13 protein-coding genes are annotated in these 15,308 nt (G+C 71.9%); 2 read left to right on the top strand and 11 right to left on the bottom strand.

The window, feature by feature from the left end:
• Positions 1–77: 77 nt before the first annotated feature.
• Positions 78–557: an Lrp/AsnC family transcriptional regulator gene (locus AB0K08_RS03565; RefSeq protein ID WP_363351695.1), complete on the bottom strand. Its 480-nt coding sequence runs from the start codon at positions 555–557 to the stop codon at positions 78–80.
• A 175-nt stretch (positions 558–732) separates the two neighbouring features.
• Between AB0K08_RS03565 and AB0K08_RS03560 the strand changes: the two genes are divergently transcribed.
• Complete coding sequence (locus AB0K08_RS03560) at positions 733–1,956, top strand: FAD-dependent oxidoreductase (protein WP_363351693.1); 1,224 nt, start codon at positions 733–735, stop codon at positions 1,954–1,956.
• A gap of 69 nt (positions 1,957–2,025) precedes the next feature.
• On the opposite strand, the gene AB0K08_RS03555 is transcribed toward AB0K08_RS03560, so the two are convergent.
• The 4 genes from AB0K08_RS03555 to AB0K08_RS03540 form a co-directional block, all read right to left on the bottom strand.
• Positions 2,026–3,894, bottom strand: coding sequence for a thiamine pyrophosphate-binding protein (locus AB0K08_RS03555; RefSeq protein WP_363351871.1), 1,869 nt, complete (start codon positions 3,892–3,894; stop codon positions 2,026–2,028).
• 130 nt (positions 3,895–4,024) lie between these two features.
• Positions 4,025–6,091, bottom strand: a complete 2,067-nt coding sequence (locus AB0K08_RS03550; protein ID WP_363351691.1) for a PhoX family phosphatase — start codon at positions 6,089–6,091, stop codon at positions 4,025–4,027.
• Positions 6,092–6,203: 112 nt separating this feature from the next.
• A complete protein-coding gene (locus tag AB0K08_RS03545; RefSeq protein WP_363351689.1) occupies positions 6,204–7,238 on the bottom strand; it encodes an o-succinylbenzoate synthase in 1,035 nt (344 codons plus the stop codon).
• A 35-nt stretch (positions 7,239–7,273) separates the two neighbouring features.
• Positions 7,274–7,903 (bottom strand): hypothetical protein, encoded by a 630-nt coding sequence (locus AB0K08_RS03540; protein WP_363351687.1) that lies wholly within the window; start codon positions 7,901–7,903, stop codon positions 7,274–7,276.
• Between the two features lie 85 nt (positions 7,904–7,988).
• Between AB0K08_RS03540 and AB0K08_RS03535 the strand changes: the two genes are divergently transcribed.
• A complete protein-coding gene (locus AB0K08_RS03535; protein ID WP_363351685.1) occupies positions 7,989–8,903 on the top strand; it encodes a phosphatase PAP2 family protein in 915 nt (304 codons plus the stop codon).
• Between the two features lie 6 nt (positions 8,904–8,909).
• Here AB0K08_RS03535 and AB0K08_RS03530 read toward each other — a convergent pair whose 3' ends face one another.
• The 6 genes from AB0K08_RS03530 to AB0K08_RS03505 all read right to left on the bottom strand — a co-directional run bounded on the left by AB0K08_RS03530 (position 8,910) and on the right by AB0K08_RS03505 (position 15,048).
• Positions 8,910–10,241, bottom strand: a complete 1,332-nt coding sequence (locus tag AB0K08_RS03530) for an MFS transporter (protein ID WP_363351683.1) — start codon at positions 10,239–10,241, stop codon at positions 8,910–8,912.
• Positions 10,242–10,355: 114 nt separating this feature from the next.
• Positions 10,356–11,618 carry an ABC transporter substrate-binding protein gene (locus AB0K08_RS03525; RefSeq protein ID WP_363351681.1) on the bottom strand — a complete coding sequence of 421 codons (1,263 nt, stop codon included), beginning with the start codon at positions 11,616–11,618 and terminating at the stop codon, positions 10,356–10,358.
• Positions 11,615–12,673, bottom strand: a complete 1,059-nt coding sequence (locus tag AB0K08_RS03520) for a branched-chain amino acid ABC transporter permease (protein ID WP_363351679.1) — start codon at positions 12,671–12,673, stop codon at positions 11,615–11,617. The genes AB0K08_RS03525 and AB0K08_RS03520 overlap by 4 nt, the downstream gene beginning before the upstream one ends.
• Positions 12,673–13,554 (bottom strand): branched-chain amino acid ABC transporter permease, encoded by an 882-nt coding sequence (locus AB0K08_RS03515; RefSeq protein ID WP_363351677.1) that lies wholly within the window; start codon positions 13,552–13,554, stop codon positions 12,673–12,675. Before AB0K08_RS03515 ends, AB0K08_RS03520 begins: the two co-directional genes overlap by 1 nt.
• A gap of 2 nt (positions 13,555–13,556) precedes the next feature.
• The gene (locus AB0K08_RS03510; protein ID WP_363351869.1) at positions 13,557–14,261 is read right to left on the bottom strand and encodes an ABC transporter ATP-binding protein; all 705 of its coding nucleotides are present in this window, start codon (positions 14,259–14,261) and stop codon (positions 13,557–13,559) included.
• Positions 14,254–15,048 carry an ABC transporter ATP-binding protein gene (locus tag AB0K08_RS03505; RefSeq protein ID WP_363351675.1) on the bottom strand — a complete coding sequence of 265 codons (795 nt, stop codon included), beginning with the start codon at positions 15,046–15,048 and terminating at the stop codon, positions 14,254–14,256. The genes AB0K08_RS03510 and AB0K08_RS03505 overlap by 8 nt, the downstream gene beginning before the upstream one ends.
• Positions 15,049–15,308: the final 260 nt, after the last annotated feature.

Genomic DNA, 15,308 nt, shown 5'->3' with positions numbered 1-15,308 from the left:
ATCACGGCCGCAGTACAGGTCGAGAATCGCCGGTGGAGTCGACAGGTAGCGGTGCCGTGATCCGGCTCTGGTTCGGGTCAGTCGGCCAGCCGGCCGGGGGCGTGCTCGAAGATCAGGCTCGTGTTCGTGGCGGCCACCTCCTCGCGCACGCTGAGGGTGTCCGAGACCAGGGCGCGCAGCTCGGCTGCGTCCCGCACGGCGACGTGCAGCAGGAAGTCGCGGTCTCCGGCGAGGAAGTACACCCGCTGCGTGGCCGGCAGCGACTCGAGGTACCGCTGGAAGCGGCGCAGGCCGGACCGGGCGTGCGCGTGCAGCCGGACGGCGATGAGCGCCTCCAGGCCGAGCCCCCGGACGGCCGGATCCACCGCTGCGTGGAAACCGGAGATCGCGCCCGAGGCCACGAGTGCCCGCACCCGCTTGTGGCACGTGGACTCGGCGATGCCCACCCGGGCGGCCAGCTCGCTGAACGGCATCCGGCCGCTGCGCTCCAGGAGCCGGAGGATGGCCACGTCGACCTCGTCGAGTCTCGGGCGGTCGATGCCATCGCGTGGTGCCATGGGCGAGCCGCTCCTCTCGGTCGTTTCCCTCAAACAGCGCTTCGTGGGGCGGAATCCGTCGAATCTCAGCCGGATCGTGCGGAATCCTCAGATGCTCCCCTCAGGGTAGGCGGAATCTGTCAGCCTGTGGGGAAGAACACCATCCCGTGTCCGGGACCGTCCCCAGGAGGCCAGCATGTCCAGTTCGATCGTCATCGGTGCGGGAATGGTGGGGCTCGCCACCGCCTGGCACCTGCAGGAGCACGGCGTCCAGGTCACGGTTGTGGACCGTGCCGGTGTGGCCGCCGGGTCCTCGTGGGGCAACGCCGGCTGGCTCTCGCCCGGCAAGACCATCCCGCTGGCCGACCCGAGCCTGTGGACCTACGGTCCGACGGCCCTGCTGGACCGCGATGCCGCGCTGCACGTGCCGTTCCGTGCGGACCCGGGCCTGTGGTCCTTCCTGGCACGGTTCGCCGCGCACGGGACCCGCCGGGCCTGGGAGCGCACGATGGCCGCGCTGACGCCGATCGACCGGATGGCGTTGGAGTGCTTCGACGAAATGACCGGTGCGGGGATCGACTCCTGGACGCGCCAGGGACCGTTCATCGTGGGCTTCACCGAGGAGCGGCAGTCCGCCGGGTTCCTCCGGGAGGTCCAGGGCGTGGTCCGGCACGGCCAGGACGTCCCCCTCGAGCGGGTGGACGACCCGCGCGCGGTGGCCCCCCAGCTCTCGGACCAGGTGAAGGTGGTGTACCGGATGGGCGGGCAGCGTTTCATCGAGCCCGGGCCCTTCGTCCAGGCCCTCGCGGACGCCTTCGTGGACCGCGGCGGGACCCTGCGGACCGGGACCGCGGTCACTGGCCTGACCGGCGGGGCCCGTCCCGAGGTCACCCTGGCGGACGGGGAGCGCCTCAGCGCGGACTCGGTGGTGGTGGCCACCGGGGCCTGGCTGCCGGGGCTGGTCCGCAGGCTGGGTGTGAAGACCAGGGTCCAGGCCGGGCGCGGTTACTCGTTCTCCGTGGCCACCGAGGAGCCGGCCCGGCACCCCGTCTACCTGCCGGCCCAGCGGATCGCCTGCACGCCGTACCAGGGTCGGTTCCGGATCGCCGGGACCATGGAGTTCCGCGGACCCGACGAGCCGCTGCAGCCCCGCCGGATCGAGGCCATCGTCAACCAGGCCCGCTCGCTGATGACCGGCATGGACCTCGATGACCGGCAGGACGAGTGGGTGGGATCCCGGCCCGTGACCCCGGACGGGCTCCCCCTCGTGGGGGCGACCGAGGCCCCCGGGGTCTACGTGGCCGGCGGACACGGCATGTGGGGCATCGTGCTGGGGCCGGCCACCGGCAAGCTGCTGGCCGAGCAGATCGTCACGGGCCGGATCGACCCGGCGATCGCCCCGTTCGACCCCCTGCGCTGACCATCACGGCCGCGCCAGTCGTCGGGACACGCCGGGCGGATCGACAGTTGCCGCTCTCGTGATGGGAGGTCAGAAGGTCGCGCGGACCGCGGCCTCCACGTGGCCGCGAACCGAGGGGCGGGCCGAGCGGTCCGAGCGCAGCTCCAGCACGCGGCGGCCCCGGACCGGGCTGCCGAGGGCGGCCAGCAGCCCGTCCTCGGACTCCACCGGGAGCCAGTCCACACCGTAGGCCGCACAGAGCGAGCGCACGTCCACGTCCTGCGGGGTGCCGAAGAAGCGCTCCACCACGGGGGCCATGCCCTCCCGCTGTGCCACGAGGCCGTGCTCCAGCCCGGCGAAGATGGCCCCGCCGGAGTCGTTGACCACCACGATGTCCAGGTCCGGCTCCTGCTCCCCCGGGCCGATCAGCAGTCCGCCGGCGTCATGCAGCAGGGTCAGGTCCCCACACAGCAACACCGTGCGGTGCCCCGTACCCAGGGCGATGCCGGTGGCCGTGGAGACGGTGCCGTCGATCCCGGCCAGGCCGCGGTTGGCGAAGACCACGGACTCCGGGTGCGTCGGCGGACGCCAGGAGAGGTCCACGTCCCGGATGACGGAGGAGGAACCGAGCACGAGCGGGCCGCGCACGGTGGTGGCCACGAGCTGGCTGGTGCGCAGGGCCCCGGGACGGCCGACCGCGTCGTGGCGGGTGGCCAGGGCGTCGTCCACCGCCGCCTGGGCCCGGACGCCGGCCCGCTGCCAGTCCGTCAGCCAGCCGGTGGGTCCGCGACCGGCCACCACGGCCAGCTCCTCGAGGTCCTCCACGGGCCGCTCCCGGCGGGCGCCGGGCTCGAACCAGGCCACCGGCTCCGGTTGGTGGAACGCGGTGCCCACGTCCTCGCGCCCCAGCAGGGCGGAGACCTGGCGGGTGAGGGTGGGGCGGCCGAAGAGGATGACCTGTTCGATCCGGCCGGCCAGCGGATGGGAGTCCTCCCCGAGCCCTCCCCGGGAGCCGAGCAGCCACGGGTAGGCGCCGATCGCGTTGAAGCCGAAGCGGGAGTTCGAGCTCGGCTCGGCCAGCAGGGGCAGCCCGAGGGCGGCGGCGAACGCGGCCGGCAGTGGGCCGGAGCCGTGGCCGGCCACCACCACGGTGCGGGATTCGGGCAGCTCGGCCACGTCCAGGTCGAGCTGCTCGGTGAGGTCCATGGGGTTCACCGTGAGCGGGCCGGCGGGACCGGTGATGAGCTCCTCCCCGCCGGACGGGATCCAGCCGGTGGGGCCCTGGCCGGTGGGGACCAGGGGCGCGCGGAACCGGAGGTTCAGGTGGACCGGCCCCGGCGCGGATTCGCGCACGGCGACGCCGGGCGTCCCGCCGAAGCCCTCCACGTCCTCGGTGTCGAAGCCGCCGGCGGCCAGCAGGGCCCGGGACACCACGGATCGCAGGTGTCCGGTGTGCGCCTCCAGGGCGGCGGCCCGGGGATCGGTGTCCGAGACCTCGGCGGCCTCCGCCGCCAGCCAGTCCGGCATCTGGTCCGCGTCCACGTCCAGGGGCACGTCCCCGCTGAGGGTGGTGGCGAACCGCAGGTGCTCGGGGAAGATCCCGTCCTGCCGGGTGGTCTGGTTGGTGCCGGTGCCCTGCAGCTCCTCCGGCCGGTCCGCCGTCAGCGCCACGAGCTGGACGGCGGCGTGGTCGGCCTCCATGAGCGCGGGCAGCAGGTTGCCCACGGCCGTCCCGGAGGTGGTCACCACGCCGACCGGCCGGCCCGAGGCCAGGGACAGTCCCAGCGCGGTGAAGGCGGCCGAGCGTTCGTCGATCCGCACGTGGAGCCGGATCCGGCCGGCGCGCTCGGCCTCCGCGAGGGCGTAGACGAGCGGTGCCGAGCGGGAGCCGGGGGCCACCACGGCCTCGCGCAGGCCGCCCTCGACCAGCGCCTCCGTCACCGTCCGGGCCACCTGCATCGAATCCAGGGCCAGGACGGGACGGGTCTCGGTGGGCTCACGCCGTGAATGCTCCATGGCCCTCATCCTACGGATTCCGGCTGATCACCGGGTGGGCGCCGGTGATCAGCCGGAAGGGTCTCCGGGGTCCTCAGCGTCCGTTGTTCCCGGCGGTCGAGAACACCTGGACCACGGCGGGCCGCGGGACGGCGACCTTGTCACCGGCCAGCCGGCCGTCCGGGACGAAGTCCGGGAAGTAGGAGGTGTGGGCCCCCCACTCGCCGCCCTCGCCCGGGTGCTGCACGGCCACGAACACGGAGTTGTCCCGGTCATGGATCACCGGGCCGCAGGTCTCCGCGTCAGCCGGCACGGCCAGGAACTGCTCCACGAGACCGCGGTCGCGGCCCTCGAGGGTGACCTTGTGGAGGGCGTCGGCGTAGCCGATCTTGCCGGGCTGGCCGTCGGTGGAGACCCAGAGGTTGCCCTGGGAGTCGAAGGCCAGGTTGTCCGGGCAGGAGATCGGGGAGACCATCTCCAGCGGCACCCCGTCGAAGTAGGCGTGGTTGCCCTCCTGGCCCGGGTCGCCGGCCAGGAACAGGATGTTCCAATTGAAGCGCTCCGAGGTGTGGTCCCCGCGGCGCTCGACCATCTCGATGACGTGGCCGTCGCGGTTGCCCGGGACCGGGTTGGCCTCGTCGACGGTCTCGACGCTGCGCTCGGAGTTGTTGGTCAGGGCCATGTAGACCTTGCCCGTGACCGGGTTGGCCTCGAAGTCCTCCGGGCGGTCCATCTTGGTGGCGTCCACGGTGTCCGCGGCCAGGCGGGTGTTGACCAGCACCTCCTCCACGGTGAAGCCCTTCACCAGGGAGGTGTCGTTCTTCACCAGCGGGATCCAGCGGCCCCAGCCGTCGAAGTCGCCGTCGGAGGGCACGGCGCCGGAGCCGTCGATCTCGGAGTCCGGGGAGTTGCCGTGGAACTGGGCCACGTACAGGGTGCCCTCGGACAGCAGGGTCATGTTGTGCTTCTTGTCGCCCTTGCGGTACTTCCTCCGCGAGACGAACTTGTAGGCGTAGTCGTTGCGCTCGTCGTCACCGGAGTAGACCACGGCGTGGCCGTCCCGGGAGATGACCGCGGTGCCGGCCTCGTGCTTGAAGCGGCCCAGGGCGGTGTGCTTGACCGGGGTGGAGGTGGGGTCCTCCGGGTCGATCTCGACGATCCAGCCGAAGCGGTTGGCCTCGTTGGCGTAGCCGGCGTTGTTCAGGTTGAAGCGCGGGTCCACGGTGTCCCAGCGGCGGGACGTGGGCCCGGGGGCGATCCCGATGCGGCGCTCGGCCTCGGCACCGGTGCCGATGAAGTACTGGTTGAAGTTCTCCTCGCCGGACAGGATGGTGCCCCACGGGGTGGTGCCGCCGGCGCAGTTGTTCAGGGTGCCGAGCACCTTGGTGCCGGTGGGATCGTCGGCGGTCTTCAGCAACTCGGAGCCGGCGGCCGGCCCGTCCACGGTGAACGGCGTGGAGCCGGTGATGCGGCGGTTGCGGCGCCCGCCGCGCACGTACTCCCAGGGCTGGCCCTTGCCGGAGCGCTTCAGGTCCACGATGGACAGGCCATGGGCCTCGATGGCGGCCTCGATGACGTCCTTCGGGTTGGACGTGAGGTACTCCGGGGAGAACATGATGTTCTCGTTGGTGTACTCGTGGCTGTTGACCAGGTAGCCCGTCCGGTCGTTGCCGCCGTCCGAGATGACGTCGAGGTAGTCCGAGTTGTAGCCGAACTGCTTGGCCTGGGAGGCTCCGGTCTGCCGCTCGAGGTCGAACTCCGGGGAGTCGTCGAACAGCGGATCGCCCCAGCGGATGATGGCGGCCCAGTCGTACCCGGCCGGCACGGTCATGTCATCCACGGTGCGCTCCACCGGTGCGATGGCCGTGAACGGCAGCTTGCCGCCGCCCTGCGGGACAGACCCGCGGCTGGTTCCGGTCGCCACGGCCGCCGGGGCGTGGTCCAGGGCGTTCGCGCCGATGACCACGGCCGCCGCGAGGCCGCCGCCCAGGCCCAGGGCCGCGCGGCGGGAGATCGCGGCATTGGCGATGTCCCGGAAGTGCCTGTTGTCCGAGGTGTTCGGCATCGGATGCGAGCAGGCGCTGCCGCACTTGAGCTCGCAGGTGATGGGCAGGCGGTTGCCGCGGGTGTGGCCGGCCATGGGCAGGTGACGCTTGAGCATGGGATGTCCTTATCCAGACGCGAGTGTGCGGTTTCAGCCCCACCCTGCTCCGCCCAGGACGCCTCCCGGATGACCCGCGGTGACCGGACGGTGAACAGTCGGTGAGCGGAACCTACGTCAACTCGGACCAGGCGGCCCGCAGCCGCTGGTGCCACCAGCGCTGGCGGTCCTCGCCGGCGCGCAGCCGGGTCAGGGTCTCCGCGTCGGGGACAGGACGGTCCCGCACCACCAGCCGGCCGGCGTCGGGAATCCACGGGCTCTGCGCCACGTCCTGCGTGAACAGCGCCACGGTGCCCAGCCCGCAGGCGTGCGGCAGCCGCGGCAGGGACGCGGCCAGCGCCACCCCGGCGGCGATCCCCACGGAGGTGTCCAGGGCGGAGGAAACCACGGCGTCCAGCCCGGCGGCCTCGACGATCCCCAGGGCCCGGCGCACCCCGCCGAGGGGCTGGACCTTGACCACCACGAGGTCGGCGGCGCCGGCGCGGGCCACGGCCAGCGGATCGGTCTCCTTGCGCACGGACTCGTCGGCTGCGATCCGCACCTCGGCCCCCGCGGCGGCCAGGGATTGACGCAGGCGGGCCAGGCCCTCGATCCCGGCGACGGGCTGTTCGGCGTACTCGAGCCCGTACTCGGCGAGCCGGCGCAGGGCCGACAGCGCGGTGGCATGGTCCCAGGACTGGTTGGCGTCGATCCGCAGGGCGGCCCGCGGGCGCAGCCGGCGCACCTCGGCCACGCGGGCCACGTCCTCGTCCACGCCCGCCGGATCGGTGCGGCCGGCCTCGGCCACCTTGACCTTGACCGCGGGCACCTCGCCGAAGGAGTCCAGGACCCGCCCGACGTCGGTCACCGCCACCGCGGGCACGGTCGCGTTGACGGGGACGGAGTCCCGCACGGGCGCCGGCCAGCCGTGCCAGCCCGCCTCGATCGCGGCGGCCAACCACCGGGAGGACTCGGCCGGACCGTACTCGGGGAAGGGCGAGAACTCGGCCCATCCGGCCGGCCCGTGCAGCAGCAGGGCCTCGCGCACGGTGGTCCCCCGGAAGCGGGTGTGCATCGGCTGGGACACGACGACGGCCCCGTCCAGCAGCTCGTCCGGCGTCGGGACCCGCAGGCCGTCCAGCAGGGGTGGGATGCCGGTCTCAGTCACCGGCCCAGTCTACGGAGACGGTCGACAGAACCGACTCAGACGGCCGCGTAGTAGCCGAACTTGCGGGCCACGGCGGCGGCCCGGGCGTGGCTGCCGAGGACTGATTCCAAGGCCTCCACCACGGAGTCGGTGGTCTGGCGGCGCAGGGACCAGCGCTCGTCGAAGGGGTCGTCCCACCGGGCCCAGGCGATCCCCGTGGCGGCGAGCGCCAGCGCCATCTCCCCGATCGACTCGAAGGTCGGCTCGGGGTCGGCGAGCCGGTCCTCCCAGCCGTCGTCGCCCGGGGCCGTGAGGATCCTGCCGGTCAGCCCGTCCAGGATGAACGGGTCGGAGCCCTGCTTGGCCACCACCGTCCACTCCTCGTTCCAGTCCACCAGTTGGGCGCCCGTGCGGCGGTTCCACCGGTAGCCGGCCTGCTCGTCCCACAATCGTTCCAGGGGGAAGAACAGGAAGGGCAGCCCGGCCGTGTCGATCTCGATCCACTCCGGGCCGACCTCCCGGTAGAACCGGGCGAGCTCCGGCGCCAGCGGCGACTCGCCGGTCCACTCGAGGGGTTCCTGGCGGCTCGTGGGCCCGAAGACGGACAGGGCCCGCTGGACGGCTGCCGCGTGGCCGGCTGGGGGCTGGTGCTGGTGCTCGGGCGCGTTCCGCGCGCTATCTGCCATGGCCCCTACAGTAGGGCGGCGGCGTGAGCGGCACCACGGCCCGCCGTTCGGAATCCTCCCAGCCGCTTGCACCAGAATGGCCAGCATGCCCGCTGCACCCTCCGCCACCCCGATCCGGCTCCGCCCGGCCCGCAGCACGTGGGCCTGGGTGCTGGCGATGGTGATCACCGTGGCCCTCGTGGCGGTGGTGTTCGGCCTCTTCGTCACCACGCAGAGGGGCCAGCTGGCCGAGTACCTGGCCCTCGAGGCGGCCACGCACCGACTCGAGGGGGTCCAGGGCCCCACCCTCACCGTGCTCAACCGGCTGCCGCAGATCGTGGGGGTGGCCGGCGTCGTGGTGTTCCTGGTGCTGACCGTCTACCGGCGGCGCTGGCTCGCCTCGCTCGTGGCCGCGTTGGCCTTCGGGGCCGCCAACCTGACCACGCAGGTGCTGAAGAACTGGGTGCTGGTGCGCCCGGACCTGGACAACGGGGTGCCGTACTACACGGGCAACTCCCTGCCCTCCGGGCACACCACCTTCGCGGCGGCGGCCGTGGTGGCGGTGTTCCTGATGGTGGCTCCACGGTGGCGGCCGCTGACCGCCGCCGTGGGCGCGCTCTTCGCCGTGGCCGTGGGCGCCGGGACCTTCATCGAGACGTGGCACCGGCCGGCGGACATGGTGGCCGCCTACCTCGTGGCGGCGTTCTGGGGGCTCGCCGCGGGCTTCGTCATCCTGCGCACCGGTCCCGACTGGAACGTCCGCGGCACCCGTTCCCGCCGGTATCCCCACCCCGGCGGGCACCCGCTGTGGGACGGGCTGCTGGGGCTGGCCGGCCTGGCCCTGACCGTGGGGGCGTGGGCCGCGTTCGAGGCGGCCGGCGGCTCCGCGGCGCTGACCGCGCGCCCGGACTGGACGTCCGGCTGGCACTTCCTCACCGGGCTGCTGATGGCCACCGGGCCGGGGCTGCTGGTCTTCGCGGGGCTCTCCGTGTTCTTCCGCTGGCAGACGGGGCGGCGCTGAACTGCGCTAGCCGCCGACCTTCGCGGGCTGGGCGACCGGGCCGGGCCCGGGCGGCAGGGAGCGGGCGAAGATGACGGCACCCACCGCGGCGATCGCGGCCACGGCCCAGATGCCCGCGGCCAGGCCCGCCAGCCCCGTGACGGCGGAGAGGACGGCCGGGCCGCCCAGCATCCCCGCATCGGACTGCAGCCGCCACAGGGCCAGGAACTGGGGCCGCCCGTCCGGCGGGGAGTAGTCCGCGCCGAGGGTCATCACGATCCCCGAGCCGAAGCCGTTGCCCAGGCCGACCAGCAGGGCGACGGCGGCGAACCACCACGGGGAGCCGGTCAGCGGGACCAGCGCGGTCCCCAGGGCCAGCCCGGCCAGGCAGCACACGGCCACCACGCGCCGCCCCCGGCGGTCCATCATCAGCCCCGAGGGGTAGAACATCAGCAGGTCGGCCAGGCCGGACAGCCCGTACACGGCCGAGGCGGCCGCCGGGGACAGCCCGAGCTCCGTGGCCCACAGCGGGATCACGGCGGAGCGGCTGGCCCGGGCCGCCGCCAGGCACACCACCCCGATCCCGGAGGTGAGCAGCACCCGGCGGTGTTCGCGGGCCAGCCACCGCATCGTGGGCCGCGGGGGCTGGGCGAGGGGCTGGGCGAGGGGCTGGGCGGTGAGGTCGGGCCGGGAGTCCGCGGCCGGCGTCGGGCCCTGACGTTGGGGTGCACCGGGGAGCGCGAGGTCACGGATGGTGAAGCTCAGGCCGGCGGCGAGCGCCATGGCCGCCACCGCCGCCACGAACGCCCCCTGCAGTCCGAGCAGGGTCTGCAGGCCGGCCCCGAGGAAGGGGCCGGCGAACAGGCCCAGGCGGATGGTGCCGCCGAGCGTGGACATGGCGCGGGCGCGGTGGGTGCCCGGCACGGCGACGGCCAGGTACGACTGGCGGGCGAGGTTGAACCCGGCGCCGGCCATGCCGACCACCACGAGGCCTGCCATCAGGATCCCGAGCCCGGTCTCCGCGGAGACCGGCAACCAGCCGGCGACGGCGGCCAGCGTCAGCAGGGCGCCCAGGGTCCCGGCCCAGGCAGAGACAATGATGGTGGTCCGTTCCCCGGCGCGGGAGGCCAGCCAGGCGGCCGGGGCGTTGGCCGCCAGGGAGCCGAGCCCCACCAGCACCACTGAGGCGGCCGCGAGTGCCACCGAGGCGCCGAACGCCGTGGCAGCCGGGGCCATGGCCGGGGTGAGGGCGCCCAACCCCACCGAGTACACCGCCGAGGGCGCGTAGATCTGGAAGGCCTGCTCCAGCGGTCCGCCGCGGAGGTGGAAGCGGCGACGCCGGCCCTCGGCTTCGGACATCGCGCACCTTTCGCCTCAGGAGGACAGCCACGCTACCCGACCGCGCCGCGGCCCGGCCGGTCGCTGGGACCGGCCGGGCCGCCGTCGTGCGTGGACTTCGGGCAGGGCGTCAGATCAGTCGAAGGACTCCGCGGTCGCGTAGCCCGTGCCGTTGTACTTCTGCACCACCACGGAGGACACGGCCGGCTGGCCGTCCTCGGTGGTGTTGACCGAGGTTCCCTCGAGCATCAGCGGGGCCTGCAGGTCCTCGATGCCGCGCAATGCCTCCATGAAGCTCTCCCGGGTGGGCTCGGTCATGGTGGCGAAGGACTCCTCCAGGGTGGCGCCGACCATGTAGCTCCACATGCAGTGCGGGAAGTCCGGGGTGGTGGTGTAGTCCGCGGCGTACTCCTCGAGGTTCTCGAGGAAGGCCACCACATCCTCGTCCTCGGCGAAGGCCGGGCTCTGCGGGGCCTTCGCGAAGGACACCGAGTAGAAGCCGTCCTCGGCATCCGCCCCGGCGGGGTCGAGGATCGCGACCGGGCTGGAGGTGTTCGAGGGCAGGAACCAGCTCGGTGACCAGCCCAGTTCGCGGGTCTTCTCGATCGCGGAGATGACCAGCGGGGTGATGGACATGGCGTTGAAGAACACGTCGGCGTCGGTGCCGGCCAGCTCGGTCAGCTGGGCGTCCACGGTGGTGTCGGTGGCCTCATAGGTCAGCTCGGAGACGACCTCGATGTTGTCGCTTCCGGCGATGGCCTCCTTGAAGCCCTCGACGTAGCCCTCGCCGTAGTCGTCGTTCTGGGACAGGATCGCGACCGTGAGGTCTTCGTCGGAGCCCGCCAACAGCTCGCCGAAGGCCTCACCCTCGTTCTGGTAGATCGGCACGAAGCCCAGCTGCCACGGGCTCTCGGCCTGGTCCGAGAAGATCGGGTCGCCGGTCTGCACGAGCACCTGGGGCACCTCGGAATCGATGGCCGCCTCGCGGTAGGCACGGTTGGTGGGGGTGCCGAGCCCGGAGGTGAAGGCGAAGACGTCACCCTGGTTCTGTTGGAAGTTGGACAGCGCCTTCTGCGGGTCGTAGGTGTCGTCGAAGGCCTCGATGACGACCTCGCGGGTCTTGCCGTCACCGAACTCGACGCCGCCCTCTGCGTTGGCGGCGCCGAAGTATGCCGCCAGGCCGGCCACCGTGCAGGTGCCGGGTCCAGCCGTGCCGCCGGACAGTGGCGTGGTGACGCCGAGCGTGATGCTCTCGTCGGTGATCCCGGGGCTGGAGGCCGTGCCACCGTCTTCCCCACCGCCTCCCCCGCCGCCGTCGGAGCGTCCGCAACCGGACAGGGCCAGGGCTGCGACAGCGCCCATGGCGACGGCACTGAGGACCTTGTTCTTGATGGTCATGGCGTGTCTTCCTTTACTGGTGGAGTGGTCTCCTGGGCGGGGGTGCCCGGGGGACTGCCTGGGGTGGAACGACGGGTGGAACGGTTGGTCCGGCGGCTGGTCAGGCGCCGCAGCATCCTGGGCAGGCTGGCGATCCCACCGGGCAGGACGAACAGGACGATCAGCAGGATCGCCCCCTGGATCAGGGAGGTGAGCGTCGGTGCGACCTCGTTGGTGAAGTTCGGCACGAGCACGTAGTAGATGCCGCCGATCAGCGAGCCGATGATGCTGCCGGCGCCGCCGACCACCATGGACGCGAGCAGGCTGATGGAGTGGTGGAAGGCCAGTGTCTCCGGTGAGGTGTACTGGATCACCACCATGTAGAGGAATCCGCTGACACCGCCCACCATCGAGGCAATGGTGAAGGAGAGCACCTTGTAGTGGTACGGGGAGATGCCCATGGCACCGGCCACGGCCTCGTTCTCCTTGACGATCCGGAAGGCCCGGCCGTACTTGCCGCGGACCAGGTTGTGCACCAGCAGGAACGTGGCCCCGCCGATGGCGAGCACCAGGTAGTACTGCCACTGGTCATTGGCCAGGCCCGTCCAGTCCGGCGCGGAGGAGAACCGGGCCGAGGTGCCCTGCGAGCCGCCGGTGAACTCGCTGAGGCGCTTGGCCAGGGGCACGCCGATGATCGGCAGCGCGATGGTGACCATGGCGATCGCCAACCCACCGAGCCGGGCCGCCGCCAGGGCGACCACCACCCCGGCCGCGCCGCAGCTGAGCACCGCGGCGATGAACACCACCACGATGTTCCAGTCGGCGTTCACCCCGTAGGCGGTGACATACGCGCCCAGGCCCAGGAAGAAGATCTGCCCCAGGGAGACCACCCCGGTGTAGCCCATGATGACGTTCAGGCCGAGCACCGCGACGGCGAAGACGCCGATGCGGGCCAGGGTCTGGTTCACCGGGATGGGCAGTACCAGCGGGGCCACCACGAGTGCCACCACGACCACCAGGGCCAGGGCGAGCTGGAACCAGGGCTTCCGGAACAGTCCGGTCTGCTGCGCGCCCATCAGACTCGCACCACGGTCTTGCGCCCGAACAGCCCTTGGGGCCGGAGCAGGAGGACCACGAAGAGCAGGATGAACGGCACCGCGATCCTCAGGTCGTATCCGATGAAGGGCACGTAGACGGCCGCGAGGTTCTCCAGCACGCCGATCAGCCAGGCCGCCACCACCACGCCCACGGGGCTCGAGATGCCACCGAGGATGACGGCGGCCAGGGCGTAGACCAGGGTGGTGTCCAGCATGCCCGGGGTCAGCGAGAGCCGGGGCGCCACCAGGGCGCCGGCCACGGCACCCAGGGCCGCCGCCAGCCCCCAGCCGATCATCAGCAGCCGGCTGACCGGCAGCCCCGAGAAGGATGCCGACTGCCGGTTGTCCGCCACGGCGCGCAGTGCCAATCCCAGCTTGGTCTGCTGGAACAGCAGTTGCAGCAGCACCATGATGCCCGCGATCACCAGGAAGGTGCCCAGTGACCGCCAGCTGATGGCCGCCCCGAGGAAACTGAACGCGGAAGAGGGGAAGAGGGAGGGGAACTGGAGGTTGTTGTAGGACCACAGCCATCCGCCGATGCCCGTGAGCAGCGTGAGCAGGCCGACGGTGACCACCACCTGGGTGTCTTCCTCCCCGCCCATGAAGCGCCGCATGATGAACCTCTCGACCACGGCCCCCAGGACGAACGACGTGGCCACGGCCGCGATGATGGCCAGGATCAGGGGCAGCCCCAGTCCGAGGAAGGTGAAGGCGAAGTAGGCCGAGATGACGGCCATGCCGCCCTGTGCGAAGTTGATCATGCCGGTCGACTGGTTGACCAGGACGATCGCCAGGGCGATGGCCCCGTACACGGAGCCCATGGCGAGCCCGTCGACGACGAGTTGGATGAAGGTGCCCATGGTCAGCCTCCCAGGTAGGCCTTGCGGATCTCGTCGCGGCCCTTGAGCTCCGCCGAGGTTCCGCTCAGGACGCTGCGACCGGTCTCCAACACGGTGGCGGTGTCGACGATCGTGAAGGCGAGGTTGGCGTTCTGCTCGACCAGCAGCATGGCCACGCCGGTCTCCTCACGCAGCAACCGGATCGCCTCATAGACGGTCCGGGCGGTGCTGGGGGCCAGCCCGAGGGAGGCCTCGTCCAGCAACAGGAGCTTGGGACGGGCCATGTAGGCGCGGCCCACGGCCAGCATCTGCTGCTCGCCGCCGGACAGTGCCGAGGCGTTCGAGGTATAGCGCTCCTTCAGGTTGGGGAACAGCTCCAGCAGGTGGTCGATGTCGGCCTGCACGGCCTTCCGATCCTTCCGGAGATAGGCGCCGACCTGCAGGTTCTCCTTCACCGTGAGGTTGCCCAGAGTGCCTCGGCCCTCCGGGACATGTGCGATCCCCAGGGCGGCCACCTCGTCCGGGCGCTTGCCCCGGATGTCGCGCCCCTCGAAGCGTATGGTCCCGCCGGCCTTCACCACGCCGCTGATGGCCCGCAGCGTGGTGGTCTTCCCGGCGCCGTTCGCCCCGAGGATGCCCACGGCCCCCTGTTCCGGGACGGTCAGGGAGACGCCCTCCAGGACCTGGACGGAGCCGTAGTGGGCGGTCAGGTCCGCGATCTCAAGCAGCGTCATCGCCGACTCCCTCCCCGCTGTCCTTGCCGAGGTAGGCCTCCACGACTCGGGGGTCGGACTGCGCCTCGGCGGCAGTGCCCTCCATGAGCTTGCTGCCGTGGTCCAACACCACCACGCGATCTGCCAACGCCGAGATCACGCCCATGTGGTGCTCCACGATCACGATGGTGACCTCACCGGTCTCCCGGAGGGTGCGGACGGTCTGGATGAAGGCGTCGACCTCGCCGCTGGACAGCCCGGCCGCCGGCTCGTCCAGCAGCAGGACCTGGGGGCGGGCCATCAGGGCTCGGCACAGCTCGACGCCCTTGTGCAGGCCGTGGGACAGCTCGTCGGCGCGCCGGTGGGCCGCCCAACCCAGTCCCATGTCCTCCAGCCGACCCAGCGCCTCGGTGCGCAGTTCGCGTTCGCTGCGCACCATCGGCGGGAGGCGCAGGGCCCACTGCGCAGGCCCGCCGGGCAGCCGCGTGTGCCCGCCGAGCAGAACGTTGTCCAGGACGGTGGCCTCCAGCTGCAGCGCCGGGTGCTGGAAGGTCCGGGCCAGGCCGTGGCGGGACATCCCCGCCGGCCGGGTCTGGCTGATCTCGGCCTCGTCGATCCGGATGGACCCGGAGCTGGGCCGGTAGTGGCCGGAGATGCAATTGAACAGCGAGGTCTTCCCGGCGCCGTTGGGGCCGACCAGGCCGAGGACCGTCTCCGGTTCCACGACGAAGCCGACGTCCTTCAGCACGGTGACCCCGCCGAAGTGGAGGTTGACACCTTCCAGCGTCAAACGAGCAGCCATGAGCCTTCTGTTCTGTTGGTGCGAGTGGTGCGGGTGTAGCGATGCCGACGTGGGCCGTGGCAGAGGGGATGATCTGGATCACGGCAACACGTCTGGTGTGGATGCTAAGCGGTCCCTGTGAGATTGGCAACAATTTTGGTGGCAATCTTCGCGACCGTGCCCGATTCGTTGTCCAGGCCGTGCACCCCGCCTCCGGTGCACCCCCACCCGCCATTAGCATGTCCCCATGCCTTCGCCCGAGCCCCGCACGTCACTGACCG

It is taken from the genome of Citricoccus sp. NPDC055426 (assembly GCF_040677445.1).
In the GTDB taxonomy this organism is placed as follows: Bacteria; Actinomycetota; Actinomycetes; order Actinomycetales; family Micrococcaceae; genus Citricoccus.
The sequence above is the reverse complement of the archived record's forward strand: the minus strand, read 5'-3'. Positions and strand labels throughout refer to the sequence as shown.